The 26,707-nt window shown below is 63.9% G+C and carries 25 protein-coding genes and 1 tRNA gene; 3 read left to right on the forward strand and 23 right to left on the reverse strand.

Annotated features, from left to right (window positions below):
• Positions 1 to 50: 50 nt before the first annotated feature.
• Both nucS and CIK76_RS04500 read left to right on the forward strand, forming a co-directional pair.
• Positions 51 to 746, forward strand: a complete 696-nt coding sequence (gene nucS / locus CIK76_RS04495) for an endonuclease NucS (RefSeq protein ID WP_096284256.1) — start codon at positions 51 to 53, stop codon at positions 744 to 746.
• 9 nt (positions 747 to 755) lie between these two features.
• Positions 756 to 1,964 (forward strand): N-acetylglucosamine-6-phosphate deacetylase, encoded by a 1,209-nt coding sequence (locus CIK76_RS04500; RefSeq protein WP_096283880.1) that lies wholly within the window; start codon positions 756 to 758, stop codon positions 1,962 to 1,964.
• 82 nt (positions 1,965 to 2,046) lie between these two features.
• Here CIK76_RS04500 and CIK76_RS04505 read toward each other — a convergent pair whose 3' ends face one another.
• The 20 genes from CIK76_RS04505 to argS all read right to left on the reverse strand — a co-directional run bounded on the left by CIK76_RS04505 (position 2,047) and on the right by argS (position 23,467).
• A complete protein-coding gene (locus CIK76_RS04505; RefSeq protein WP_096283882.1) occupies positions 2,047 to 2,475 on the reverse strand; it encodes a DUF2550 domain-containing protein in 429 nt (142 codons plus the stop codon).
• A gap of 8 nt (positions 2,476 to 2,483) precedes the next feature.
• Positions 2,484 to 2,753 (reverse strand): F0F1 ATP synthase subunit epsilon, encoded by a 270-nt coding sequence (locus tag CIK76_RS04510; protein ID WP_096283884.1) that lies wholly within the window; start codon positions 2,751 to 2,753, stop codon positions 2,484 to 2,486.
• A 2-nt stretch (positions 2,754 to 2,755) separates the two neighbouring features.
• Positions 2,756 to 4,201 carry a F0F1 ATP synthase subunit beta gene (atpD, locus tag CIK76_RS04515; protein WP_096283886.1) on the reverse strand — a complete coding sequence of 482 codons (1,446 nt, stop codon included), beginning with the start codon at positions 4,199 to 4,201 and terminating at the stop codon, positions 2,756 to 2,758.
• 37 nt (positions 4,202 to 4,238) lie between these two features.
• Positions 4,239 to 5,132: a F0F1 ATP synthase subunit gamma gene (locus CIK76_RS04520; protein ID WP_096283888.1), complete on the reverse strand. Its 894-nt coding sequence runs from the start codon at positions 5,130 to 5,132 to the stop codon at positions 4,239 to 4,241.
• Positions 5,133 to 5,207: 75 nt separating this feature from the next.
• Positions 5,208 to 6,845 (reverse strand): F0F1 ATP synthase subunit alpha, encoded by a 1,638-nt coding sequence (atpA, locus tag CIK76_RS04525; protein ID WP_096283890.1) that lies wholly within the window; start codon positions 6,843 to 6,845, stop codon positions 5,208 to 5,210.
• A 126-nt stretch (positions 6,846 to 6,971) separates the two neighbouring features.
• Positions 6,972 to 7,784, reverse strand: coding sequence for a F0F1 ATP synthase subunit delta (locus CIK76_RS04530; protein ID WP_096283892.1), 813 nt, complete (start codon positions 7,782 to 7,784; stop codon positions 6,972 to 6,974).
• A complete protein-coding gene (locus tag CIK76_RS04535) occupies positions 7,784 to 8,338 on the reverse strand; it encodes a F0F1 ATP synthase subunit B (protein WP_096283894.1) in 555 nt (184 codons plus the stop codon). Before CIK76_RS04535 ends, CIK76_RS04530 begins: the two co-directional genes overlap by 1 nt.
• A gap of 82 nt (positions 8,339 to 8,420) precedes the next feature.
• On the reverse strand, positions 8,421 to 8,633 hold the full coding sequence (locus CIK76_RS04540; protein WP_013348621.1) for an ATP synthase subunit C: 213 nt from the start codon (positions 8,631 to 8,633) through the stop codon (positions 8,421 to 8,423).
• 103 nt (positions 8,634 to 8,736) lie between these two features.
• Positions 8,737 to 9,528 (reverse strand): F0F1 ATP synthase subunit A, encoded by a 792-nt coding sequence (atpB, locus tag CIK76_RS04545; RefSeq protein WP_096283896.1) that lies wholly within the window; start codon positions 9,526 to 9,528, stop codon positions 8,737 to 8,739.
• A gap of 286 nt (positions 9,529 to 9,814) precedes the next feature.
• Positions 9,815 to 10,249, reverse strand: a complete 435-nt coding sequence (locus tag CIK76_RS04550; RefSeq protein ID WP_096283898.1) for a hypothetical protein — start codon at positions 10,247 to 10,249, stop codon at positions 9,815 to 9,817.
• A gap of 145 nt (positions 10,250 to 10,394) precedes the next feature.
• Positions 10,395 to 11,513, reverse strand: a complete 1,119-nt coding sequence (locus CIK76_RS04555) for an MraY family glycosyltransferase (RefSeq protein ID WP_096283900.1) — start codon at positions 11,511 to 11,513, stop codon at positions 10,395 to 10,397.
• Positions 11,510 to 12,199: an L-threonylcarbamoyladenylate synthase gene (locus CIK76_RS04560; RefSeq protein WP_096283902.1), complete on the reverse strand. Its 690-nt coding sequence runs from the start codon at positions 12,197 to 12,199 to the stop codon at positions 11,510 to 11,512. Before CIK76_RS04560 ends, CIK76_RS04555 begins: the two co-directional genes overlap by 4 nt.
• 4 nt (positions 12,200 to 12,203) lie before the next feature.
• Positions 12,204 to 13,076: a peptide chain release factor N(5)-glutamine methyltransferase gene (prmC, locus tag CIK76_RS04565; RefSeq protein WP_096283905.1), complete on the reverse strand. Its 873-nt coding sequence runs from the start codon at positions 13,074 to 13,076 to the stop codon at positions 12,204 to 12,206.
• An 18-nt stretch (positions 13,077 to 13,094) separates the two neighbouring features.
• Positions 13,095 to 14,171, reverse strand: a complete 1,077-nt coding sequence (gene prfA, locus CIK76_RS04570) for a peptide chain release factor 1 (protein WP_096283907.1) — start codon at positions 14,169 to 14,171, stop codon at positions 13,095 to 13,097.
• A 148-nt stretch (positions 14,172 to 14,319) separates the two neighbouring features.
• On the reverse strand, positions 14,320 to 16,641 hold the full coding sequence (rho, locus tag CIK76_RS04575; RefSeq protein ID WP_096283909.1) for a transcription termination factor Rho: 2,322 nt from the start codon (positions 16,639 to 16,641) through the stop codon (positions 14,320 to 14,322).
• 330 nt (positions 16,642 to 16,971) lie between these two features.
• Positions 16,972 to 17,931: a homoserine kinase gene (gene thrB, locus CIK76_RS04580; RefSeq protein ID WP_255248348.1), complete on the reverse strand. Its 960-nt coding sequence runs from the start codon at positions 17,929 to 17,931 to the stop codon at positions 16,972 to 16,974.
• Positions 17,932 to 18,008: 77 nt separating this feature from the next.
• The gene (gene thrC, locus CIK76_RS04585) at positions 18,009 to 19,109 is read right to left on the reverse strand and encodes a threonine synthase (RefSeq protein ID WP_096283913.1); all 1,101 of its coding nucleotides are present in this window, start codon (positions 19,107 to 19,109) and stop codon (positions 18,009 to 18,011) included.
• Positions 19,110 to 20,399, reverse strand: a complete 1,290-nt coding sequence (locus tag CIK76_RS04590; RefSeq protein ID WP_096283915.1) for a homoserine dehydrogenase — start codon at positions 20,397 to 20,399, stop codon at positions 19,110 to 19,112.
• On the reverse strand, positions 20,400 to 21,821 hold the full coding sequence (lysA, locus tag CIK76_RS04595; protein WP_096283917.1) for a diaminopimelate decarboxylase: 1,422 nt from the start codon (positions 21,819 to 21,821) through the stop codon (positions 20,400 to 20,402).
• A 5-nt stretch (positions 21,822 to 21,826) separates the two neighbouring features.
• Positions 21,827 to 23,467 carry an arginine--tRNA ligase gene (gene argS, locus CIK76_RS04600; protein WP_096283919.1) on the reverse strand — a complete coding sequence of 547 codons (1,641 nt, stop codon included), beginning with the start codon at positions 23,465 to 23,467 and terminating at the stop codon, positions 21,827 to 21,829.
• A 153-nt stretch (positions 23,468 to 23,620) separates the two neighbouring features.
• Between argS and CIK76_RS04605 the strand changes: the two genes are divergently transcribed.
• Positions 23,621 to 23,696 (forward strand) — tRNA-Arg (locus CIK76_RS04605).
• A gap of 79 nt (positions 23,697 to 23,775) precedes the next feature.
• Here CIK76_RS04605 and CIK76_RS04610 read toward each other — a convergent pair.
• From CIK76_RS04610 to CIK76_RS04620, 3 genes are all read right to left on the reverse strand, one after another.
• Positions 23,776 to 24,804 carry a GTP-binding protein gene (locus CIK76_RS04610; protein ID WP_096283921.1) on the reverse strand — a complete coding sequence of 343 codons (1,029 nt, stop codon included), beginning with the start codon at positions 24,802 to 24,804 and terminating at the stop codon, positions 23,776 to 23,778.
• A gap of 188 nt (positions 24,805 to 24,992) precedes the next feature.
• Positions 24,993 to 25,784, reverse strand: a complete 792-nt coding sequence (locus CIK76_RS04615) for an ABC transporter ATP-binding protein (protein ID WP_096283923.1) — start codon at positions 25,782 to 25,784, stop codon at positions 24,993 to 24,995.
• Positions 25,777 to 26,697: an ABC transporter permease gene (locus CIK76_RS04620; protein WP_141393459.1), complete on the reverse strand. Its 921-nt coding sequence runs from the start codon at positions 26,695 to 26,697 to the stop codon at positions 25,777 to 25,779. The genes CIK76_RS04615 and CIK76_RS04620 overlap by 8 nt, the downstream gene beginning before the upstream one ends.
• Between the last annotated feature and the right edge of the window lie 10 nt (positions 26,698 to 26,707).

A 26,707-nucleotide genomic window follows, 5' to 3' on the forward strand; every position in this document is an offset into this window, starting at 1 on the left:
TAATCATGCCGTATCGCGCACCGGCGGCACGAACCGGTAAAGTGGGTCGGGTGCGTTTAGTGGTTGCAAAGTGTTCAGTAGATTACGAGGGCCGTCTTCGAGCCCACCTCCCCCTAGCTACCCGGCTGATCATGGTCAAGGCCGATGGTTCGGTGCTGATCCATTCGGACGGCGGCAGTTACAAGCCGTTGAACTGGATGAATCCGCCGCTGGTATTGCGTGAGGCGAGTCCCGATGAGGACGCCGCCGCCCTCGGCGCGCTCAGCGTCTGGCATGTGACCAGCGCGAAGACCGATGACAAGTTGACCATCAGCTTCCATTCGATCGAGCACGATTCGGCTCATGAGCTCGGCGTGGACCCGGGGCTGATCAAGGACGGCGTGGAGGCCGATCTGCAGCGCCTGCTGGCGGAGCAGATCGGGCTGCTCGGCGACGGGCACCGGCTGGTGCGCCGCGAATACATGACCGCCATCGGCCCGGTGGACATCCTGGCACGCGACGCCTCCGGCGCCGCAGTGGCGGTGGAACTCAAGCGCCGCGGCGACATCGATGGTGTCGAGCAGCTCACCCGCTACCTGGAGCTGCTCAACCGCGATCCGCTGCTCAAACCGGTAACCGGCGTGTTCGCCGCGCAGCAGATCAAGCCGCAGGCGCGCACCCTGGCCGAGGACCGCGGGATCCGCTGCCTGACCCTGGATTACGATGCAATGCGCGGAGTCGATGACTCTGCGGGCAGACTCTTCTAAGCTAGGTACATGAATACCGCTTCGCGTTACGCCATTTTCGCCACTCTCGTCTCCGATGGACAGGAAGTCAGCGATGGTGTGCTGGCCATCGAGGACGATCGAATCCGTTTCGCGGGCAACCGCGACGACTGGCTCGCCCTGCCCGAGGCGGAAGAATTCACCGACTATCCGGTGCCCGAAGGCACCATCCTGATCCCCGGGCTGATCGATCTGCACTGCCACGGGGCCCTCGGCGCCGATTTCGCCGCCCCGGAACACGGGCAGGTCACCGACGCCCTGGAGTACCTGCACCGCGCCGGCACTACCACCCTGCTCGCCTCGCTGGTCACCGCCGAGCAGGGCGAAATGACTCGGGCGGCAGAAATTCTGGCCGAGTTCGCCGAGGCGGGCCAGATCGCCGGCATCCACGCCGAAGGCCCGTTCCTGTCTGCGGCGCGCTGCGGGGCGCAAGATCCGCGCTACCTCACCGACCCGGATCCCGGATTCGTCGAGGAGCTCGTGGCCGCCAGCCGCGGTCAGCTGCGCACCATGACCTACGCCCCGGAGCTGGCCGGCTGCGAGGAGCTGATCGAGCAGCTCGTGATCCTCGGCGTCGTGCCCTCCCTGGGCCACACGAATGCCAGCGCCGAGGTCACCGCCGCCTCCCTGCGCTACGCCCGCGACCAGCTGAGCAACGCCGGGGTGGACGGCTTCACCGAGAAGCCCACCGTCACCCACCTGTTCAACGGCATGCCTCCGCTGCATCACCGGGAGCCCGGTCCGGTGGCCGCCTGCCTGGAGGAGGCCTCGCGCGGGAACGCCTTCGTGGAACTCATCGCCGATGATGTGCATCTGTCCCCCGATACGGTCCGCCTGGTATTCAACCTGATCGGCGGGCGCCATGTGGTGCTGGTCAGCGATTCGATGGCCGCCACGGGGCTCAGCGACGGGCACTACTCGCTGGGCCCGGCGCAGGTTGAGGTCAAGGACTCGCAGGCCCGCCTGGCCGACGGTTCGCTGGCCGGAGGCACCGCCACCCTGCTAGAGGTGCTGCGCTGCACGGTCGACGCGGGCATCCCGCTGACCCGGGCGATCGAGTCCGCCACCTCCATCCCCGCCGCACTGATCGGCCTGGCCGACGAGGTCGGCAGCCTGCACTATGGCTTCTGCGCCGATGTGGTGATGCTGGATCCGAAGCTGCAGCTGCAGCAGGTGATTCGCAACGGGCAGGTCCTCTAGCCCGCACCCGGTTTAAACAGCGCATCCCGCCGTGTCCACCCAATGGGTGGAAGCGGCGGGATGCGCTTTTTGCGGTGCTGGCTCAGATTTGCCAACTACCGGCGATCGGCCCGGCTTCAAGCCAGGCGGAGAAGCCCGTGTAGTCGCGGTAGTCCATCGCCAGCAGCTGCTCGTCGCCCGATTGGGTGAGCTGCACGATGACGAACCCCGGAGGAATCTGCATCGCTTCATCCTCGCTGGGCCGACGCCACCCGTTCATCTCCAGTCCGCGGCGCTGCAGCACGTAGCTGGGCACCGGGGAGACAGAGAAAAACCGCAACAGGTCCAGATGTCCCCCGCCGTAGCGGCCGATCGCCATCATCCAGCGGCCCTTGGGCGTGCGGATGGAGGCGTCGAAGGTGCCCAGGGTGCGCCGCAATTGAATGCGGCGCACCCCCATGGCACCAAAGAACAACACGATGCAGGTTAGTACCAGCAGCGCTATCAGAACTGGTGCGGTTATCTCGATCAATTCAATGCCTACGCTGCGGTACCAATCACAGCGTTATCGGCGACGATCACTACGCGATCCGAATCGACGGAGCAGAAGCCACCGTCGATCTGCACCGAGAAGCGCGCTTCGGAAACTGGATCGATTTCCAAATCCCCAGCGGCAAGCACCGACAGCATCGGGACGTGACCGGGCAGAACGCCGATCTCGCCGTCAACCGAACGTGCTTTGACCAGCTTCGCTGCGCCGGACCACACGAAGTGGTCCGCCGCGACGATTTCGACCTGAAGCTCGGCCATAATTAGCTGGCCTTCTGGATTTCGGCCCACTGGCGCTCGACGTCATCAAGACCGCCGATGTTGAAGAACGCCTGCTCTGCGATGTGGTCCAGGTCGCCATCGCAAATGGCCGTGAAGCCTTCGATGGTGTCCTTGATTTCAACGGTCGAACCCTCAACACCGGTGAACTGCTTTGCGGTGTAGGTGTTCTGCGAGAGGAACTGCTGGATACGGCGTGCACGCGACACGACGATCTTGTCCTCTTCGCCCAGTTCGTCAATGCCGAGGATCGCGATGATGTCCTGCAGTTCCTTGTTCTTCTGCAAAATAGCCTTCACGCGGATGGCAGTGTCGTAGTGAGCCTGACCAATGTACTGCGGATCCAGGATTCGCGAGGTCGAGGTCAACGGATCGATCGCCGGGTACAGGCCACGCGACGCGATTTCACGCGACAGTTCGGTGGTTGCATCCAAGTGAGCGAAGGTTGCAGCTGGAGCCGGGTCGGTGTAGTCATCGGCCGGGACGTAAACAGCCTGCATCGAGGTGATCGAGCGACCCTTCGTCGAGGTGATGCGTTCCTGCAGCAGGCCCATCTCATCGGCCAAGTTCGGCTGGTAACCCACGGCCGAAGGCATGCGGCCCAACAGGGTCGACACCTCGGAACCGGCCTGGGTAAAGCGGAAGATGTTGTCGATGAACAGCAGCACGTCCTGGTTCTGCACATCGCGGAAGTACTCCGCCATGGTCAGTGCCGACAGCGCCACGCGCAAACGAGTTCCAGGTGGCTCATCCATCTGGCCGAACACCAGGGCGGTGTCCTTCAGAACGTTGGCTTCTTCCATTTCGACCCAGAGGTCGTTGCCTTCACGGGTGCGCTCGCCCACACCGGCGAATACCGAGGTACCGCCGAAGTTACGTGCCACACGGGTGATCATTTCCTGGATCAGCACGGTCTTACCCACACCTGCACCACCGAACAGACCAATCTTGCCACCCTTGATGTAAGGGGTGAGAAGGTCGATCGACTTGATGCCGGTTTCCAGCATCTCGGTCGAGCCCTCAAGGTCTGCGAACTTAGGTGGCTGGCGGTGGATTGGCCAGCGCTCGGTGACCTGGATCTCCGAGTTGTCAACGTCCAGGGCTTCGCCCAAAACGTTGAAGATGTGGCCCTTGACGCCGTCGCCAACAGGGACGGAAATCGAAGCGCCGGTGTCGATTACCTGGGTACCGCGTACCAGGCCGTCAGTGGCCTGGAGGGATACCGCGCGGACCATGTTGTCACCGAGGTGCTGGCTGGTCTCGAAGGTAATGGTCTTGGTTACACCGGCGAGGGTTAGCTCGGCGGTGAGGGCGTTGTAGATTGAAGGCAGTGCATCGGCAGGGAACTCGACGTCCACGACCGGGCCAATCACGCGGGCAATACGACCGGTGGCCCCTGCGGTAACCTGCTCGTTGAGTTGGGCAGTCATCTTTCTCACTTCTTGTCTGGTCGGAGTAATTCGGAAACTAGCTGTTCAGCGCGTCAGCGCCGGCAATAATTTCCGAAAGCTCCTGGGTGATTTCAGCCTGACGGGCATTGTTGAGCAATCGCTTGTACTTCTTGATTAGTTCGCCAGCATTGTCGCCAGCAGCCTTCATCGCACGCTGACGAGCAGCGAGCTCCGAGGCTGCGGACTGCAGCTGGGCGTTGAACAATCGCGAATCGATGTACCGCGGAAGCAGCGCGTCAAGCACTTCCTCCGGCGATGGCTCAAATTCGTACAGTGGCAACAACTCGTCGGTTGGCGTCTCGGTCTCATCCTCGACTACCTCCAACGGCAACAGACGGATGACCGTCGGTTCCTGCGTGACCATCGACTTGAACTGGGTGTATACGACGTGGATCTCCTCCACACCGCCCTGCTCGTAATCGGTAGCGAAGTCCTCTAGGAGGATTTCGCGCAGCTCGCGTGCGGTTTCGAAACGCGGGGAATCGGTGTCCCCGGTCCACACTCGGGCGTACTCGCGCGAACGGAAATCGAAGTAAGCCTGAGCCTTGCGGCCGACCAAATAGGTCTTGACTTCCTTGCCTTCCTCACGCAGGAGTTCCACGAGATGCTCTGCCTGCTTCAGAACGCTGGCGGAGTAGGACCCGGCGAGGCCTCGGTCCGACGTCATAACCAAGACCGCGGCGCGGCGAACTTGCGCCGGCTCGGTGGTCAATGGGTGATCGACATCGGCCTGGGACGCGACGGCGGTTACTGCACGGGTAATCGCATTGGCATACGGCAGTGAAGCCGAAACACGCGCACGTGCCTTGCCGATGCGGGATGCAGCGATCAGTTCCATCGCCTTGAAGATCTTGCGCATCGACGAAGTCGAACCGATCTTCTGGCGGTAGACCCGAATCTGGGCTCCCATGTGTGTCCTTTCCTTATTCCTTACGATCGGGGCGTGGCGCCGCTAGCAGCGCCCCACCCCTGCGTAAAGAAAATGTCAGCGCTTCTGCTTGACGATCTTTTCCTGGTCGACGGACTCGGCGTTCAGAGCGTCATGCTCTTCGTGGCCGGCTGCAACCAGCTGGTCATCGCCTTCACCGAAGAAGCCAGCCTTGAAGTCGACTACGGCAGCCTTCATGGCTTCCACGGTCTCGTTCTCCAGCTTGCCAGTCTGGCCGATAACGGTCAGCACCTGAGTGCGGTGACGCAGGTAATCGATGAACTCGGTCTCGAAGCGGCGAACGTCTTCCACTGGAACATCGTCCAGGTAGCCGTTGGTGCCGGCCCAAACCGATACAACCTGATCTTCCACGGGGTACGGCTGGTACTGGCCCTGCTTGAGCAGTTCCATCAGACGTGCACCACGGGTGAGCTGCTGCTTGGAAGCGGCATCCAGGTCCGAAGCGAACATGGCGAAGGCCGCCATGTCGCGGTACTGGGCCAATTCGAGCTTCAGCGTACCGGAGACCTTCTTCATGGCCTTGACCTGTGCCGAACCACCCACGCGGGATACGGAGATACCCACGTCGACGGCCGGACGCTGGTTGGCGTTGAACAGGTCCGACTGCAAGAAGATCTGACCATCGGTGATCGAGATCACGTTGGTCGGGATGAACGCGCCCACGTCGTTTGCCTTGGTCTCGATGATCGGCAGACCGGTCATCGAACCTGCACCGAGTTCGTCGGAGAGCTTGGCACAACGCTCAAGCAGGCGGGAGTGTAGGTAGAACACGTCGCCCGGGTAGGCTTCGCGTCCTGGTGGACGGCGCAGCAACAGCGACACGGCGCGGTATGCTTCGGCCTGCTTGGACAGATCGTCAAAGACGACCAGCACGTGCTTGCCACCGTACATCCAGTGCTGGCCGATGGCCGAGCCTGCGTATGGGGCGAGGTACTTGAAGCCAGCTGGGTCGGATGCCGGGGAGGCCACGATGGTGGTGTACTCCAAAGCGCCCGCCTCTTCGAGGGTCTGACGTACGGCAGCGATGGTCGATGCCTTCTGTCCAACCGCTACGTAGATGCAGCGAACCTGCTTGGTCTCATCCCCGGTGGCCCAGTTGGCGCGCTGGTTCAAGATGGTGTCAACCGCGATAGCGGTCTTACCGGTCTGGCGGTCACCAATGATCAGCTGACGCTGGCCACGGCCGATCGGGATCATGGCGTCGATAGCCTTCAGACCGGTCTGCATTGGCTCGTGCACGCTCTTGCGCTCGGTGACGCCTGGTGCCTGGAGTTCCAGTGCACGGCGGCTCTCGGCCTCGATTGGGCCCAGGTTATCCATTGGCTCACCCAATGGGTCAACCACGCGGCCCAGGAAGGCGTCGCCTACTGGAACCGAAAGGATCTCGCCGGTGCGCTCAACCTTCTGGCCCTCTTCGATGCCGGTGAAGTCACCAAGCACGACAACACCGATTTCGCGGGTGTCTAGGTTCTGGGCCAGGCCCAGAGTTCCGTCTTCGAACTTGAGCAACTCGTTGGCCATGACGGAAGGAAGACCCTCCACCTTGGCGATGCCGTCGCTCGCGCTGACGACGCGTCCCACCTCGGTACGCTCTGCCTTACCCGGTTCGTAGGAAGTAGCGAACTCGTTTAGGGCATTACGGACGTCGTCGGCATTGATGGTCAAATCGGCCATCTGCAGTCCCTGCTCTCCTAAATTGTGATCCGTAGAAAAAGATTACGAATCGAATATGAATGAAGTCTGTTGTGGTCCTGGTTAGCTAGGACTTCGGTGCGGGGATCGCTCCCCCACCGAAAATTCCTAGCTAGCCAGTGCGCGGCGCAAATCGGCCACGCGTGATGCCACGGAAGCGTCGACAACTTCGTCGCCAACCTTGACCACCAAACCGCCGACCAACTTTGGGTCGATGGAGGTGTTGAGGTTCAGCTCGCGAGCGTAGAACTTGTTCAAGCCCTGCTGAAGTCGCTGAAGCTGAGTCTCGGAAAGCTGGACAGAGCTGGTCACCGTAGCGATCCAGCGCTGCTGGCGCTTGGCCACCAACTCAACGAAACGTTCCACCAAGGCCATTGGCTTAAGCCCACGAGGAGCTGCCACCGCTTGCTGGATCAATACCTTCGAGGTTCGCGACGCGTTAGGCACGAGCTTGAGCGCCAGGGCGCTCTTTGCTTCGGCTGGGGCCTGCGCCTCATCCAACGCACGCTGTAGTTCATGGTTAGAACGAACTACCTCGATGAAGGAGAACAGATCCTGCTCCAGCTTGGCCAGCCCCGAAGCGCCGTCCTGCTGCTCTGCCACCGCGGTTACCGCGGTGACGGCCAGCGTTTCGAGCGCATCGCTAATGTCGCGTTCCGAGCTCCAGCGGTACGAAGCCAGCTCTGCGACGATTGCTTCGGCGTCAGCCGAAACCTTTCCGTGCAGCAGCTGGGCCAGAAGGCCTGCCTTAGCGGCAGCTTCACGTGCTGGATCAGTCAATGCGCGGCGAAGACCGGCATTTGCATCCAGTACTTCCAGGACCGCGAACAGATCCTTCGGCAGATCAACAGATGCCTGCGCCAGCTTTGGTTCCAAGAACTCCAAGGCCTTTGCCAATGACTCGCTCGATACACTTGCCATTAGTTCGATGCACCTGCATTCTGCTGAGCTTCCAAATCGGTCAGGAACGAATTAACCACGCGCTGTGCACGGGTATCGTCCTGCAGAGCTTCGTCAACAATCTTGCTTGCAAGCTCGGTGGCCAAAGAGCCAACATCGCTGCGAAGCGAAGCAAGGGCGCTGGTGCGCTCTGCTTCGATCTGACGCTGAGCCTGCTCGGTGATACGAGTAGCCTCATCGGTTGCTTTGGTCTTCAGATCGGCAAGGATCTGTGCACCTTCACTACGTGCTTCCTCACGGATGCGGTTAGCTTCGGTGCGCGCTTCCAGAAGCTGGGCCTTGTACTGAGCCAAGGTCTCCTCTGCTTCTTTCTGAGCGGCCTCAGCCTTCTCAAGTCCACCTTCGATCGCGGTGACGCGATCTTCATAGGACTGCTCGAACTTCGGAGCAATCACCTTGATGACGATGAAGAGCAATACCGCGAAGCCAACGCCCGTGACGAGAATCTCCCACGGGTTCGGCAACAGCGGGTTAACCGATTCGCCCGCAGCGAGGATGAATTCAGTGCTGTTCATTCTCACTATTCCTATCTACTAGTTTCCGCATGTGTGTACGCCTCGCAACAGTGGCGAGGCCACTACTACAGTCGCGAAAAGACTAGGCGCCGATAACGAAAGCGAAAACCAGGCCCAAAATTGCAAGTGCTTCGGCAAGTGCGAAGCCAAGCATTGCGATTGGCTGCAGGATGCGCTGAGCTTCTGGCTGGCGTGCAACACCATTGATGTAAGCAGCGAAGATCAAGCCCACGCCAATTGCCGAACCGATTGCAGCCAGGCCGTAGCCGATCATATTCAGGGAGCCATGCAACATGTGATTATGTTCCTTTCAAGATACCGGACTTTTGCCGGTAGGTTGTGAGGTATTCCTTGAGCGACTCAAGGAAGATCTTTAGTGGTTAGAAGAAGTGTTGGCCTTAGTGGGCGTCGGCTTCAATTGCACCCTGGAGGTAGATCGCGGTGAGCAAGGCGAAAACGAACGCCTGCAGCACCATGATCAGCAGTTCCAGGAAGTACATTGCGACCGATCCGAGGATGACCAAGATGCCAAGACCATTCATAGCCAAGGAATCCTGAACAACGATCAGGTGACGTGCGCCGACAGCTGCCAGCATCACGATCATGTGACCAGCCAGCATCGTTGCCATCAAACGCAGCGAGTGCGTCAGTGGGCGAACGATGAAGTTAGAGATGATTTCCAGTGGAATCATCAGTGGCATGATCCAGCCCGGAACACCGGATGGAACGACGGCCAACTTGAAGTAGCGAATACCATGATTCTTCAAACCCACGGCAATCCAGGTGCCGTAGATGATGATGGCCATCGCGTATGCAGAACCAGCGTGTGAGAACGATGGAATCTGCAGGAACGGAATTGCTCCGAAGAGGTTGTTCAGCAGGACGAAGAAGAAGGTCGCGAACAGCAGAGGAATCCAAGGACGGAAGTTCTTCTCACCAATGATGTCGCGGCCAATTCCGTTACGCACGAAGGCGTAGCCGGACTCGGCGAGGTACTGCGTCTTGCTTGGAACCAGCTTCGGGTTCTTGATGGCCGCGGTGAAGAACCAAGTAATGAGCACGATCGAAAGTACGATCATGAGCATCTGCTTGCCGAAACCGGTGCCGTACTCAACCATCCAAGGGAAAATATCTGGGAGGTGGGTATCGGATACGGATGGCGGAATGAATCCGCCTTCTTCTGAGGCCATTGGGAGCGCAAACGCGAACAACGCGCTGTCCTCTCTGCAGTAACGGTCACGGGCAAAAGGCGGTGACTGGCGGTAACTGCCTCTCACCTTGTGAAGAAAAAATCAAACGGGTTCCATCAGCGCTTCTGCATAGCACATCGACGTTGATGAAGTGCCACCCTCAGGATCCCCTGAAGATGTCTTTCGGAGACGGCCCCTCGCATTTAAACGAATTGCCGAAAATGACCCGTAGTAAGCCTATCAAACTCACAGCTCACCCATGACATAAACGTCGCGGGCTAAATGTCTATGACTCGTTGTAGATGGCAAGGCGCGTCTTCATGAAGGCGCGAACCTCGCCGACCTGCCAGGCAACGAGTGAGACCGCAGCTGCGAGCACGAATCCCTGACGGTTGACCCATTCGGGCAACCCCAGGTTCAACAGCACGAAGGCAATGCCAAATACCTTGATGACGAATGTTCCCAGAAACGCGGGCATCGCCCACGTGCTGCGGATTCGTCCGGCAGCCTCAGCAATCAAGATGCTGACGGCGAAGAAGCCGATCACTAAGCCGGCGGCAAACGCCCCGGAAAGTGCATATCGCAAATCAGCAAGCAGCCACGAAATCAGGAAAAATGCGGCCGTTGCGATCAACGAGTACAGCAAGGAGATACCAAGAATTGGCAGCCAGATGGACTTCGGAGCGGCAGAGGCGGTTATGCGGTCAGAACGTGAATTCATCTCCGCATCCTCCTCTGTTCACTTTCGACGATCCATCGGGCACCGGATGATGCTGATGATACTCATTTCCCCCGCGCGGTTATTGCCCGCGTGGGAGATGATCCATCATGAATTCTACACGAGATAGAAACTGCTTGGGTTCTGGTTACTTCCCAAGCTTGGCTCGAAGGTTGGCGAAACGTACCGAGACCAGCGGCCACCAGGTGAGCAAGGCGGCTCCGATAACCAGAATCACGATGACCGGAATCAGGATGACCAGGGGTATGAAGGCGATCGATACGACCGTAGCGGCCACCAGCGCCGCCCAGATGTAGAGCAACACCACACTTTTGCGCACCGAATGGCCCTGGGAGAGCATGCGGTGGTGGATGTGCTTGGAGTCCGGGGAGAAGGGCGAGCGCTTGTTGAGCAGGCGGCGCACCACCGAAAGGCTCAGATCGAGCACCGGCAGGAAGACGATCACCATCGGCAGCACCATCGGCATGTAGGCAGGCACATTGCGGAAACGATGCGCATCTAGCCCCTGCACGTCGCCGGTGACCGCGATGGCCGAAACCGACAGGATCAGCCCGATGGTCAGCACCCCGGTCTCCCCCATGAAGATGTTCGCCGGGTTGAAATTATGTGGCAGGAATCCCACACATGCACCGAGTAACAGAGCGCAAAGCAGCGCGCCGACATTCGCGTAGTCATCGGCGCTCACATGCGTGGCCAGGATGTAGGAGTAGAGGAAGAAGGTGGCCGCACCAATAGCGGCCAGACCCGCGGCGAGCCCGTCGAGCCCGTCGGAGAAGTTGATGGCGTTCATGGTCAGCACGACCAGGAACACCGTCAGGGCGCCCTGCGCCCAGGGCTCCTCGATCCGCCAGGTGCCAACCGGCAGCGAGCGGATGAGGATGCCGTGTCCGGCGATCACCGCGCCGATGGCCACCTGGCCTGCCGCCTTGTAGTACCAGCGCAGGTCGCCCACGTCATCCCACAGCCCGAGCAGCGCGATCATCACCAGGGCGATGGCGATGCCGCGGATGGTCAGGCCGTTTTCGAAGACCCCGGCGAAGAAGCTGAAGTGGCTGGCCAGCCAGAGCCCGGCGCCGAAGGCGATCATGATGGCCAGCCCGCCGAATTTCACGATCGGCGCGTGGTGCTGGTCGCGTTCGCGCACCATTTGGCTGCGGGTGAAGCGGTGGCCGATCGAACGGATGATCGGGGTCAGCAAAAAGGAGGTGGCGAAGCTGAACGCGATCAGCAGAACGTAGCTTCTCATGCGTCCTGGCTCGGAGCTTGGGGCTCCTCCACATCCATGATGTTCGGGACCACGACGCGCAGTTCGCCGATGTCGATGGCGCCGGCGCGGACCACGCGGAGGGTCTCACCGGTGGCGTCGACGATGGTCGAAGGCAGGGTGGCGCCGCCATCTGAGCTGCCACGCGCGCCGCCGTCGAGGTACACGTCCACGCTCTCGCCGAGCTGCGCGATCGCTTCTTCCACGGTGGTGGCCGCCGGCTGGCCGGTGCGGTTGGCCGAGGAGACGGCCAGCGGTCCGGTGGCGCCGAGCAGTTCCAGCGCGGTGTCGTCGTTGGGCACGCGCAGCGCGACGGTGCCGCGGGTCTCCCCCAGATCCCAGGTCAGCGACGGCTGTGCCTGCAGGATGAGGGTCAGTGCGCCGGGCCAGAAGGCCTCGGCGAGCTTGCGGGCTTCATCGGGGATATCCCGGGCGAGCCCGTCCATGGTGGCGACCTGGGCGATCAGCACCGGAGGCGGCATATTGCGCGAGCGGCCCTTGGAGGCCATCAGCATGGCGACGCCCTGCGGGCTGAAGGCGTCGGCTCCGATCCCGTAGACGGTGTCGGTGGGTAGCACGATGCAGCGCTTCTCGCCGAGGGTTTCCTTGGCTGCGCTGATCGCTGCGGCGCGCTGCTCTGCGTTGCTGACATCAAATGTTGTGCTCACGGGTTTATTCTTTCATGCGGTCGGTGGATAACGGGGCAAGGCCGCTGGTGGCTCGTGCCCGTCCGGTGAGATCCTGGTGCCCGGTGACCGCCTCGAAACCCAGTGCGGCGAGCATCGCGGCGGCGCTTTCGGCTTGCACCTCCGCGTGTTCCATCACGTACATGCCACCCGGGCGCAGCAGGCGCAGGGCTTCGGCGGAAACCGCCCGCGGGATCTGCAGCCCGTCGCTGCCCAGCCCGTACAGCGCCATCTGCGGGTCGTGCTCACGCACCTCGGCCTCGCGCGGGATGGCGTTCGGCGGGATGTACGGCGGGTTCGAAATCACCAGGTCGATGGTTCCGTGCAGAGCTGCGGGCAGCCGTGCCGCGTCCTGGTGCAGGACGTGCACGCCCAGCGGTTCGCAGTTCGCCCGGGTATAGCCGATCGCCTCGGCGGAGAGTTCCACCGCCCATACGGTGGATGCGGGCAGTTCGGTGGCCAGCGCGGCGGCGATCGCCCCGGACCCGGAGCACAGGTCTACACAACGTGAACCTTGTAGCGAACCGAGGAAATCCAGGCCCACCTGCACCACCGACTCGGTTTCCGGACGCGGGGAGAACACCCCGGGCCCGACCTTTAGGGTCAGGTAGCGGAAATGGCCTTCGCCGGTCAGGTGCTGCAGCGGGATGCGCCGCGCCCGTCGGGCTACAAGGTCCAGATATTGTGCGTACTGTGCCTCGTCGAGGTTCTCCCCGCGCAGCTCACGCAATTTGAGCTCGGCACGGCTGTCCCCGGTGACGAAGCACAGCAAGAGGTCGGCATCGACGCCGGGGCTTGGCACCCCGGCGCCGGAGAGAACCGCGGCGGCGTCCCGCCGCACGGTATTGAGCTGCTCCACGCTATGGCTCTTTGCCGCTTAGCGTTCGCCCAGCGCCGCCAGGCGCTCTTCTTCATCGAGCTGGATGCAGGATTCGATCACCGGAGCCAACTCGCCGTCCATCACCGCGTCCAGGTTGTACGCCTTGTAGCCGGTGCGGTGGTCCGCGACGCGGTTTTCCGGGTAGTTGTAGGTGCGGATGCGCTCGGAACGGTCCATGGTGCGGATCTGGCTGGCGCGCACCGCCGAGTTCTCCTCGTCGATGATGGCCTGCTGGTGGGCCAGCAGGCGCGAGCGCAGCACGCGCATCGCGGCTTCACGGTTCTGGATCTGCGACTTCTCGTTCTGCATGGCAACCACGATTCCGGTGGGGATGTGGGTCAGGCGCACCGCGGAGTCGGTGGTGTTCACGGACTGCCCGCCGGGGCCGGAAGAACGGTACACGTCGACCTTCAGATCGTTCGCGTGGATGTCCACCTCTTCGGGCTCGTCCACCTCGGGCAGCACCAGCACGCCGGCGGCCGAGGTGTGGATGCGGCCCTGGGATTCGGTCTGCGGGACGCGCTGCACACGGTGCACCCCGCCCTCGAACTTCAGCTGCGCGTAAACGCCTTCGGCCGGGTCGTTCGACTTGCCCTTGATCGCCACCTGGGCATCCTTGTAGCCGCCCAGATCGGACTCGTTGAAGGAGATCATCTCCACCTTCCAGCCCTTGTGCTCGGCGAAGCGGGTGTACATGCGCAGCAGGTCCGCGGCGAACAGGGCCGCCTCGTCGCCGCCTTCGCCCCCCTTGACCTCCAGGATCACGTCGCGCGCGTCGTTCGGGTCGCGCGGGATCAGCAGGCGGCGCAGCTTCTCCTCCAGCTCGGGCAGGTCCGCCTTGAGGGTTTCGACCTCTTCGGCGAACTCCGGATCCTCATCGGCCATTTCCTGCGCGGCTTCCAGATCCTCGGTGGCCTGCTTCCACTTGTTGTACGCGTCGACGATGCCCTTGAGCTGAGCCGAACGTCGTCCGAGCTTGCGGGCCTTGGCCTGGTCGGCGTAGACCGCTGGGTCTGAAAGCTCCGCCTGAATCGCGGCGTGCTCCTCAAGTAGCGTCTTGACGGATTCAAACATGTTGGCTGTTCTTCCTGTTATGCGTTGCCCGGCTCACGGATCGTGCGTCGCGCGCTGTAGTCAAAGTCTATGTCGTGTGACGCGCCGATGGCGTCCAGGCGGTCGGCGTGAAATGCCAACTGCCTGGACGCCATGGCGGTCAGGGGTGCTAATCCTTGTTGGGAGTGGTCTTATTGACCAGCATCAAGAATTCGGCGTTCGATTCGGTTTCGCGAATCTTGCCGGTGAGCACCTCGAGGGCCTGCTGCGGATCGATGCCCGAGAGCATCCGGCGCAGACGCCACATGATGCGCACCTCTTCGGCGCTCATCAGCTGCTCTTCGCGGCGAGTGGAGGACTCGTTGACGTCGACCGCCGGGAAGATGCGCTTGTCGGCGAGCTTGCGCGAAAGGCGCAGCTCCATGTTGCCGGTGCCCTTGAACTCCTCGAAGATGACCTCGTCCATCTTGGACCCGGTCTCCACCAGCGCGGTAGCCAGAATGGTCAGCGAGCCGCCGTTCTCGATATTGCGGGCGGCACCGAAGAAGCGCTTCGGCGGGTACAGCGCGGCCGAATCCACACCGCCGGACAGGATACGTCCGGAGGCCGGAGCAGCCAGGTTGTACGCACGGCCCAGACGGGTCATCGAGTCAAGCAAGACCACGACGTCCATGCCCATTTCCACCAGGCGCTTGGCGCGCTCGATGGCGAGCTCTGCGACGGTGGTGTGGTCATCTGCCGGGCGGTCGAAGGTGGAGGCGATGACCTCACCCTTCACGGTGCGCTGCATGTCGGTGACTTCTTCGGGACGCTCATCAACGAGCACCATCATCAGGTGCACTTCTGGGTTGTTGATGGTGATCGCGTTCGCGATGGCCTGCAGGATCAGCGTCTTGCCGGCCTTTGGAGGCGAGACGATCAGGCCACGCTGGCCCTTGCCGATCGGGGCGACCAGATCGATCACACGTGGGCCGACCAGCTTCGGATCGGTTTCCAGGCGCAGGCGCTCGGTCGGGTACAGCGGAACGAGCTTGTTGAACTCGACGCGCTCCTTGTTGTCTTCGGGCTTCTTGCCGTTCACCGAAGTCAGCTGCACCAGGGCGTTGAACTTCTGGCGCGGGTTCGGGGTTTCGCCATCGCGTGGAGCGCGGACCGCACCGACGATCGCGTCACCCTTGCGCAGGTTGTACTTCTTGACCTGGCCCAGCGTGACGTAGATGTCGTTCTGGCCCGGCAGGTAACCGGAGGTGCGGACGAACGCGTAGTTCTCCAGCACGTCCAGGATGCCAGCCACCGGCAGCAAGACATCGTCTTCGCTCAGCTGTGGCTCGTCCAGGTCATCACGGCGGTTGCGGCGGTTGCGGTTGTTCCGGTCGTTGCGATCATTGCGGTCGCTACGATCATTGCGGTCGTTACGATCGCTGCGGTCGTTGCGATCGTTGCGATCCCCGCGGTTACGTTCGCGGCGGTTGCGGTTGCGTTCGCTGCGCTCGGCATTGCGGTCGTTGCGATCGTTGGAACGCTCATTGCGGTCCTCGGAGTCGTTTGCGCCCTGCTCGTCGTTGCGCTCGTTGTTGCGGTCGCTATTGCGGTCGTTGTTGCGCTCACGCCGGTCATTGCGGTCGTTGCCGCGCTCTTCGCGATCGTTGCGGTTGTTGCCGCGCTCTTCACGATCGTTGCGGTTGTTGCCGCGCTCTTCACGATCGGTGTCGGCCTCGCTGCGCTCAGCGCGCTCGCCACGATCGGCGTTGCGCTCGCGACGATTGGAATTGCGTTCGCGGCGGTTGCCGCGTTCGCGCCGCTCTTCGCGGGCCTCTGGCTGGTTTTCGCCCTCGGCGGCCGGGGCCGATGCGCCAGCATCTGCTTTGGCTTCCGCAGCGGTTTCGGTGTTCTCCGCGGCGACCGGTTCGGCCTTGGCACGCGAGTTGCGTCGCTGGCGCGGAGCCTGCGTCTGCTCGGCCTTCGCGGCCGGAGCCTGCTCGGCCGCTGGCTGAGGAGTTTCGCCGCCTTCGGCTGCCGGAGCGGTGACCTTGCCCGAATCGGTGACGCGACGCGAGGTGCGACGTGCCCGCACAGGCTTTTCTGTCTGCTCGGTCTTCGGCTCTGCAGCAGCCGGAGCTGCCGCCTGGGTCGAAGCCTCGCCCTGAGCTGGCGCCTCGGCCTCGGCCTTAGGTGCGCGACGACCGCGCGGGGCCTTGGCCGCTGCCTTCTTCGCAGGAGCCTTTTCCGCGGTTTCGCTCTGCTCCTTGGCCGGAGCCTTAGCTGCCTTGGCGGATTCCTTGCCGGTTTCCTTGGAAGCTACAGAGCCACCGCGCTGATGATCGCCAATGGATTTCACCAGATCGGCCTTGCGCATGCGCGATCCGCCGGTAATACCTAGCTGGGAGGCCAGCTGCTGGAGCTGGGTCATCTTCAAAGAGGCCAGGCCGGCGCTCTTGGTTTCGGAAGTCTTGGTGTCCACGCCTTCGTTGAGGCTTGTGGTTTCGGTCACGAAAGTTCCTTCTGACTCGTAGGATGGGCTGGTTCAAGCAACCCACTGTGCCGTATGTATAGGCGTCACGACCGAGATTCGATGGTCATCACGCCATCCAGGCCGCTCACGCTAAAAGATTGTGTAAGGCAAACGCTGGACTTAAAAGGTTGATATCTCGACGGCACGAGGAGTGCACAAACGTGGGATATCAGAGGTGCTGCGAACTGCAGAAAAGATCCGGAACGGCTGGACGAACGAAAGTACGGTAAACCGATTTCGCCCGATCAACACTGGCCAAGTGGATTCACTACTGCGCAATGCGCTCAGCAATCCGGTCTGCCGTGAGTGTTACAGCACTTCTACTGTAACACCGTTCTTGGCCAGTTCGGGCACTTTAATGCTCCACGACACCGAAGATCCTGTGGCGAATGACTCGATTACCGCGCGGGCGGCCTGCAGCTGGGCCTCATCGGAGACCAAGGTCAAGATCGTGGGACCGGCCCCGGAGACCACCGCGGCCAGAGAATTCCCGCGCAAGGCGCGCAGCAGCGCGGCGCTTTCGGGCATGGCCACCGCCCGGTAGTCCTGGTGCAGGTAGTCCCGGGTGCCGCCGAGCAGCTGGCTTGGGTCATTGCTCAGCGCGTGGATGAGCAGCGCGGCGCTGGCGGAATTCGCCGAGGCCTGCGCGTGGTCGATCTGCGCGGGCAGCACTCCGCGGGCGGCCTCGGTGGAAAGCCCATTCGAGGGCACGGCGAGCACCGCGCGCACCGCCGGATGCAGCGGCACGGCCACGGTGCTGAAGCTACCTGCCGCATCGGTGGTGGAAATGCTCAACCCCCCGTACACGGCCGGGGCCACGTTATCCGGGTGCCCCTCCCAGGCGGCGGCGGCCTGGAAAATGGCGTCGATCCCGCCGCGCGCTTCTTCCGGGAGCAAGGCGTCGGCGGCGGCGAAGGCGGCAACGATGGCCGCGGCGGAGGAGCCCATGCCGCGGGCATGCTCGATATTGTTCTCCGCGTTCAGCTCGATGCCCACCGGAGCGAAACCGCGCGCCTTCCAGTAGCCGTGCATCTGCGCGATGATCAGGTGCGACTCGTCCGTGGGCAGCGTGTCGGCGCCCTGCCCGGTGAGCGTCACGGAGCTCTGCTCGGCCGTGCGGATTTCGAGGCGGTCACGGTATTCCAGCGCCAGGCCCAGCGAGTCGAAGCCCGGGCCGAGGTTTGCACTGGTGGCCGGCGGGGCCACGATGAGGTGCTGGCCCAGGGCGATCTGCTGCGTCATGGTTCCTTCGAGAAGTTCGGGGTTCATCGGCGTATCAATCTTGGCTCGGATAGTGCTCGGCCCGCCGCATCGAAAGATGATGCGGCGGGCCGATGCTGCATTTTTTAGGCCAGGCCCAGGGCGGTGGCGACTTCGACCACGTCGAAGCCGACCTTGGTCGGTTCCACCTGTGTGCCGTCCGGGTTCTGCAGGGCCCAGTTCGGGTCCTTCAGGCCGTGGCCGGTGACGGTGATGACGATCTTCTTGCCCTTCGGCACGTTTCCGGCGCCGTGGTGCTTGAGCAGCCCGGCAACCCCGGCGGCGGAACCAGGTTCCACGAACACGCCCTCGCGGGAGGAGAGCCAGCGGTGCGCGGCGAGGATTTCCTCGTCGGTCACCGAATCGATCTGTCCGCCGGATTCATCGCGCGCGGCCTCGGCCTGCTCCCAGCTGGCCGGGTTGCCGATGCGGATCGCGGTGGCGATGGTGTCCGGTTCGGTCACCGGGTGGCCCAGCACGATCGGCGCGGCGCCGGCAGCCTGGAAGCCCCACATGATCGGGGTCTTCGTGGAGACCGCCGCGAGCTTGCCGCCGGCCTGGGTGGTGTACTCGGATGCGTACTCCTTGTAGCCCTTCCAGTAGGCGGTGATATTGCCCGCGTTCCCGACGGGAAGCACATGGTAGTCCGGGGCGTCGCCGAGGAAGTCGACGACCTCGAACGCGCCGGTCTTCTGGCCTTCGATGCGCGCCGGATTCACCGAGTTCACCAGGAACACCGGGTAGTTCTCGCTCAGCTTGCGCGCCACGTCCAGGCAGTTGTCGAAGTTGCCGTCGATCTGGATGATGTCGGCCCCGTGCGCAATCGCCTGGGACATCTTGCCCATGGAGATCTTGCCCTCCGGGACGAGCACCGCGCACTTCAGCCCGGCCTGCGTGGCGTAGGCCGCGGCGGAGGCGGAGGTGTTGCCGGTGGAGGCGCAGACCACGGCCTTGGCGCCGGCGGCCACCGCGGCGGTCATCGCCATGGTCATGCCGCGGTCCTTGAAGGATCCGGTCGGGTTCATTCCCTCGACCTTGAGGTAGACGCTCGATCCGGTCAATTCGCTCAGCGCCGGAGCGAAGACCAGCGGGGTCCCGCCTTCGCCGAGCGTGATGACCTGGGTGTTCTCATCGACCGGCAGTCGGTCGGCATATTCGCGGATGACTCCACGCCACTGATGCGCCACTTAGTTTCCTTCAACTCGCATTACGGATAGGACTGAATCCACCGCGTCCAGCGCGGTGAGCGCCGCCACGGTGGAGCTGAGCGCGGCCTCGGTGCCCTGGTGGGTGAGGATGCGCAGCTGGGCCGCCGCATCCGGCTGCGCCGCCTGCTGGTTCATGGATTCGATGGAGACCCCATGCTCGCCGAAGATCGCGGCGATGCGCGCGAGCACTCCGGGCTCGTCGGAGACGGTCAACCCGATCCAGTAGCGGGTGGTGATCGCGGAGAAGTCCATCAGGTTCGCGGCGGCATCCGCGGAGCCATTGGGCAGCGGGGCCCCGGCGGCCAGCTGGCGGGTGACGGCGATAACGTCGCCCATCACCGCCGATGCGGTCGCGTTGCCGCCGGCCCCGGCGCCGTAGAACATCAGGTCCCCGGCGTTCTGCGCCTGGACGAACACCGCGTTGAACGCACCGTGCACGGTGGCCAGCGGGTGGCTGCGGTTGACCAGCGCGGGGTAGACGCGCACCGAAATGCCCTGCTTGGATTTCTCGGCGATGGCCAGCAGCTTGATCACGTAGCCGGCCGCGGCGGCGGCGGATACATCGGCGGCGGACACCTCGGTGATGCCCTCGGTGTGCACCTGGTCCGAGGAGACTGTGGTGTGGAAGGCCAGCGAGGCGAGGATCGCGGCCTTCGCGGCGGCATCGTGCCCGCCCACGTCGGCGGTTGGATCCGCCTCGGCATAGCCGAGCGCCTGGGCTTCGGCGAGCACATCGTCGAAGGCGGCGCCGGTGGTGTCCATCGCGTCGAGGATGAAGTTGGTGGTGCCGTTGACGATGCCCATCACCTTGGTGATGTGGTCCCCGGCCAGCGAATCGGCGATCGGGCGCAGGATCGGAATCGCCCCGGCCACCGCGGCCTCGTAGCGCAGCTGGGCGCCGGAGGCGGCGGCCAGCGCGTTCAGTTCGGCGCCCCGGGCGGCGATCAGCGCCTTGTTCCCGGTGATCACGCTGGCCCCGCGGGCCAAGGCCCGGGAGATGTACTCCCCGGCCGGCTCCATGCCGCCGAGCAGCTCGATCACCACGTCGGCGCCATCGATCAGCGCGTTGGCATCGGTGGTGAACAATTGCTGGTCGAGCTGCACATCGCGCTTGGCTTCCAGGTTGCGCACGGCAATCCCGGTCAGTTCCAGACTCGCGCCGGAGCGGGCCGCCAGGGCGCCGCTGTCTTCGATCAGGATTCGTGCCACCTGGGCACCTACCGTGCCGCAACCCAGCAGGGCGACCTTCAGGCTTTTTTCACCGCTCACTTAAACTCCCATGTCACGGGCCAACAAATCGGATTCGGTTTCCCTGCGCACGATCAGACGGGCTTGGCCGTCGCGCACCGCAACCACCGCCGGACGGGTCAGGTAGTTGTAGTTGCTCGACAGCGCCCAGCAATAGGCGCCGGTGCCCGGAACCGCCAGCAAATCGGCGGCGGCTACGTCCTCGGGCAGGTAAACGTCATTCACGACTATGTCACCCGACTCGCAGTGTTTCCCAACTACGCGAGAAATAATCGCGTCGCTTTGCGTCACACGGTTGGCCAGCACGGCGCTGTAGTCCGCGTCGTAGAGCACCGGACGGGCGTTGTCGCTCATCCCGCCGTCCACCGACACGTAGCGCCGCGGCGCGGTGCCCCCGGCCCCGTCTTCGACGAACACGTCCTTGCGCACGCCCACCTCGTAGAGGGTGAAGGTCGAAGGCCCGGCGATGGCGCGGCCCGGTTCAATGGAAAGCCGCGGGCAGTCGATGCCCAGCTGCGCGCAGGTCGCGGCGACCACCTCGGCCATCTGCCCGGCGAGCTTCGCCGGGGTGGAGGGGTGGTCGGCCTCGGTGTAGGCGATGCCGTAGCCGCCGCCCAGGTCCAGTTCGGGCAGCGTGACCCCGTGGCGTTCGCGCACCTCGGCGAGGATGCCGAGCATCGTGCGCGCGACGATGGCGAAGCCCTCCGCGTCGAAGATCTGCGAGCCGATATGCGCGTGCAGGCCGAGCAGGTTGATGCCCGGGGCTTCCAGGGCGCGGGCGATGGCCGCCAGCGCCGGGGAGGTGCCGGTGGGCCCGGGCTGGATGGACAGCCCGAACTTCTGGTCCTCGTGCGCGGTGGCGATGGCCTCGTGGGTGGAGGCGTGCACCCCGGGGGTCAGGCGCAGCATCACCTGCGCCGCGATCCCCTCCGCGGCTGCGACCAAGATCACGCGTTCCAGCTCGTCCAGCGAGTCGATGACGATGCGTCCCACGCCCATGCGCAGGGCGCGGGAGATCTCCGGCACGGACTTGTTGTTCCCGTGCAGCGACAGATTCGCCCCGGGCACGCCGGCGGCCTGGGCCACCGCGAGCTCGCCGCCGGAGCAGGTGTCCAGGCGCAAACCCTCGGCGGTGACCCAGCGGGCCACCTCGGTGCACAAGAACGCCTTGCCGGCGTAGTACACGTCCACCTCGCCGCACAGCTGCGCGAAGGCGGCGTCGAAGGCGGTCTTGAAGCCGCGGGCGCGGGCGCGGAAATCGTTTTCGTCCAGCACGAACAGCGGGGTGCCGAATTCCCTGGCGAGCTCCGAGACCGGCACGCCCTGCACGGCCACTTCGCCGTGGGCATCGCGGGAAACTCCGGAGGCCCACTGCACTTCGCGCAGCGCGTTGGGGTCGGCCGGGAAACTGAGCCAGGCCGGAGCCAGTGGTGAAGCGGTCATAAGAATTACATCCTCTCCGGGGCCGAAACGCCCAGCAGTCCGAGTCCGTTGGCCAGCACCTGGGTGGTGGCGTCGTTCAGCCACAGCCGGGTGTGGTGCACCTCCTGCACCGGGTCGTCGCCCAGCGGGGTGACGCGGGTGGCCGCATACCAGGAGTGGTAGGCCCCGGCGACCTGTTCCAGGTAGCGGGCAATGCGGTGCGGTTCGCGCGACTGCGCGGCCCCGGCGACCACCGAGGGGAACTGGCCGAGCACGGCCAGCAGTTCGTTCTCGCTCGGGTCGGTGAGCAGCGCCGCGTCGAAGCTCTCGCGGGTGACGCCCTTGGCGACCGCATTCGCCGAGGCGCCGAAGGAGCGCGCATGGGCGTACTGCACGTAGAACACCGGGTTGTCGTTGGTGTTCTTCTTCAGCTGCTCCGGATCCAGTGCGATCGGGGAATCGGCCGGGTAGCGGGCCAGCGAGTAGCGCAGCGCGTCGGCGCCGATCCAGTTGATCAAATCGCGCAGCTCGATGATATTGCCCGCGCGCTTGGAGAGCTTCGCACCGTTGACGGAGATCAGCTGGCCGATCAGCACCTCGATGTTTTTGTCCTTGTCGTCCCCGGCGCAGGCGGCGATGGCCTTCAGCCGGTTCACGTAGCCGTGGTGGTCGGCGCCGAGCAGGTAGATCTTCTCGCTGAAGCCGCGGTCCTTCTTGGACAGGTAGTAGGCCGCATCGGCGGCGAAGTAGGTCGGTTCCCCGTTGGCGCGGATCAGCACGCGGTCCTTGTCGTCGCCGAAGTCGGTGGTGCGCAGCCAGACCGCGCCCTCCAGGTCGAAGATATGCCCCTGTTCGCGCAGCCGGGCGACGGCGTCCGCCACCGCGCCGCCGTCATGCAGGGTGGATTCGGAGTAGAACACGTCGAAGTGCACGCCGAAGTCCGCCAGCGTGGACTTGATGTCCGCCAGCTGCGCGGTGTACGCCAGTTCGCGCAGCTTGGGCAGCGCGGTGGCCTCGTCCTGCTCGGCAAGTTCCGGGGCGGCGCCCTGCACGATGTCGGCCAGCTCCTTGATGTACTCCCCCGGGTAGCCGCCCTCGGGGACCGGCAGGCCATGCATGCGGTTGTACACCGAGCGGGCGAACACGTTCATCTGGTTGCCGGCGTCGTTGATGTAGTACTCGCTGGTCACCTCGGCGCCCGAGGCGCGCAGCACGCGGGCGATCGCGTCTCCCAGCGCCGCCCAGCGGGTGTGGCCGATATGCAGCGGGCCGGTGGGGTTGGCGGAGACGAATTCCATGTTGACCACGTGCCCGGCCAGCGCCTGGTTGTGCCCGAAGCTCGCCCCGGCCTCGACGATGGAGCGGGCCAGCTCGCCGGCGGCGGCCGCGTCCAGGGTGATGTTCAGGAAGCCGGGTCCGGCGATCTCCACCGCGCCGACGCCCGGGACTTCGGAAAGCCGACGCACCAGCATCTGCGCGAAGTCGCGCGGGGCCATGCCGGCCTTCTTGCCCAGTTGCAGCGCGATGTTGGTCGCCCAGTCGCCGTGCTCACGGCTTTTGGGTCGCTCGACGCGCACGGTGTCGGGTACCTCGACGGCGATTTCGCCGGCGGCTACGGCCTGCGTCAGGCATGCGGATATGGCAGCGGAGAGTTCTTCAGGAGTCACCGTTCAAGAATAGCGGTTTTTCGCAGGCATCTTCGGCATTGATGACTTTGCCCCCTGTGATGCTGCAGGCATCCCCCGCGCTGGCGCGCCGCCGGGCCAATTGCGCAGATGGCGCTTTCACCTGATAGTATTTTTCCTGTTGCCCAGCAACTTGCCTCTGTAGCTCAGTGGATAGAGCGTCTGCCTCCGGAGCAGAAGGCCGAAGGTTCGATTCCTTTCAGGGGCACCAGCAAAAAGGTTCCGCAGTTGCGGGGCCTTTTTCTTTTCCCCGCGGTGCCGGGTCGCTGCCCCGCCGCCGAGGCTGGCGCTCAGCCGCTCAGCCGGGCGTGGCGCTGCAGCCGGCGCATCCCCTCCGTGTCCGGACCCGGTGCTGGCTGCACCGTTTCTTCCAGTGCCCCGCGCACCAGATGTTCGTCGATCCCGACGCCGATGGCCACCAGCCCCGCTGCCTCGCTGGAAGCATGCGCGGCCACGTGGATATGGCGCCCGACCAGGTTCACCGCCCAGGATTTCGCGCCGCGGGCCGTGGCCACCTGGACGATCCCCTTCAGCCGGTAGACCCCGGACGGCGGGCGCTCGAGCAGGTCCAGCAGCGCGCCGGCCGCGATGGGTGCGGCGGCGCTCACGCTCACCGAGGCGGCATGCTGGTGGGTATGCGAGCCGTGCTCGGCCCGCATCAGCGCGCCGAGCGGCAGCTGGTCTTCGGGGTCTTCGGCCAGGGCCACGTCGAATACCAGCTCCGGGTCGATGGCCCCGCGCACCGCGTGCACCAGCGGAACGCGCGGATTGCGCAGGGCGATGCGCTCTGCGATGCGCGCCAGGACGTCGGCTTTATCCTCGCCCGGGTGAGCTTCCTGTCCGAGCTGGTCGAGCTTGTTCAGCACCACCAGCGAGGCGGCCTCGAATCGCGCCGGCGGATCGGCATGGGTGTCCACGGTCTCGAAGTAGTTCGCCGCATCCACCACCTCGATCAGCCCGGCGGGCCGGATGTTCTTCGCCTGGCTGAAGCGGATCAGCCGGGCCAGGGACAGCGGTTCGGCCACCCCGCTGGCCTCGATGATGATCACGTCCAGCCGCAGCCGCGGCGCGGCGAGCCTGGCCAGGGCCTCGTCCAGTCCCCCGGAATCGTCCAGGCAGCACACGCAGCCGCCAGTGATGGATTGCGCGGCGTCCACCTGCCCGGTGATCAGCCCGGCGTCGACATTGATGGCCCCGAAATCGTTGACCACCACCCCGATCCGCGCCCCCGGGGTGCGCAGCAGGTGGTTGAGCACGGTGGTTTTGCCGGCCCCCAAGTATCCGGTCAGCGCGATCACCGGAATCTGCCTGCGTGCCATCTATCCACCTGGACCTTTCATGCGGTGCTCGCCGGTGCTGCGGAAGCCGCGAGCGGGAAATTCTTCAACCGCTCCCACCCTAGTACGCCGCGCGCCGCCGCGTTGTCCGGTTAAAGCACCGATGGCCGCCGGCGAACCCCGGAATACGGGGAGAGCCGGCGGCCAGCGGAAAGGCAAAGCGGCAAAAGCTACTGCAGCATCGTACGATCGTCGAGCTGCGCGCCCTTGATCTTCTCGAATTCGCCCAGCAGGCCCTTGACCGTCATCTTGCTCTTCGCCTCCTGGTCCAGGTCCAGGATGATCTGCCCGTCATGCATCATTATCAGCCTGGTGCCCAGGGCCAGCGCCTGTTCCATATTGTGCGTGACCATCAGCGTGGTCAGCGCATGGCGCTGCACGATCTCGTTGGTCAGCCGCGAGACCAAGGCCGCGCGCTGCGGATCCAGCGCGGCGGTGTGCTCATCGAGCAGCAGGATCTTCGGCTTGGAGAAGGTGGCCATCAGCAGGCTGAGCGCCTGGCGCTGGCCACCCGAGAGCAGCCCGACCTTTGTCTTCAAGCGATTTTCCAGCCCCAGCTCCAGGGACTTGAGCTCCTCGACGAACAGCTTCCGGCGCTTGGCACCCACCCCCATGCCCAAACCGCGGAAGCGGCCGCGGGCGTGGGCCAGGGCCATATTCTCCTCGATGGTCATCGTCGGCGCGGTGCCGGCCATCGGATCCTGGAAGACCCGGCCGATGTACCTGGCGCGGGTGTAGTCGGCCATCTTGGTGACGTTCTTGCCGTCGACGGTGACCGTCCCGGTATCCGGGAAGAGCTTGCCGGCGACCATATTCAGCACCGTGGACTTGCCCGCGCCGTTGGAACCGATGACGGTGACGAATTCGCCGGGCCCGAGGTTCAGGTTGATATTGCGCAGCGCCTTGCGCTCGTTGACGGTTCCCGGGAAGAAGGTCCGTGAGAGGTTGGAAATTTCAAGCATGGCTGCGCACCTCTTCCTGGATCGGCGCGGCGTCCGAATCCTTGCGTTTGAAGGTTTTCACGATCTTCTGGAAGCCCTTCCATTTCGGCAGCAGCAGCGCCACCACCACGAGCACCGCGGAGATCAGCTTCATGTCGTTGACCTCCAGCCCGGCGACCAGCGCGAACTGGATGACCAGCCGGTAGATGACCGCACCGAAGACGACGGCCAGAGCGGCCAGCCAGATGTAGCGCTGGGTGAAGATGGCCTGGCCGACGATCACCGAGGCCAGCCCGATCAGGATCACGCCGATGCCCATGCCCACATCGGCGAAGCCCTGGTACTGGGCGATCGCCGCGCCGGAGAGGGCGACAAAGCCGTTGGACAGGGCCAGGCCCAGGATCTTCTGGCTATCGGTGCTCACCCCGAAGGAGCGGATCATCTCGTGGTTGTCCCCCGTGGCGCGCATCGCCATGCCCATTTCGGTGTGCAGGAACCAGACGATCGCGGCCACGAAGACCAAGGCGACCGCGAAGAGGATGAGGATCGAGCCCGCGGAGCCGAGAATTCCCGCCGTGCGCAGCGGGCTGATCAGCGTGTCCTCGCCCAGCAGCGGCGTATTCGCCTTGCCCATAATGCGCAGGTTGATCGAGTAGAGGGCGATCATCGTCAGAATACCGGCGAGCAGGCCGTCGATCTTGCCCTTGGTATGCAGCAGGCCGGTGATCGCGCCGGCGACCATGCCGGCGAAGAAGGCGAGCAGCGTGGCCAGCCAGGGGTTCATCCCGTTCACGATGCCCACCGAGGCGACGGCGGCACCGGTGGTGAAGCTGCCGTCGACGGTGAGGTCCGGGAAATCCAGGATGCGGAACGTCAGATATACCCCGAGCGCCATCAGGGCGTAGATGAGCCCGAGTTCAACCGCTGTGATCATAATTGGATCC

This window comes from Glutamicibacter sp. BW80 (assembly GCF_002332385.1).
Lineage (GTDB): Bacteria > Actinomycetota > Actinomycetes > Actinomycetales > Micrococcaceae > Glutamicibacter.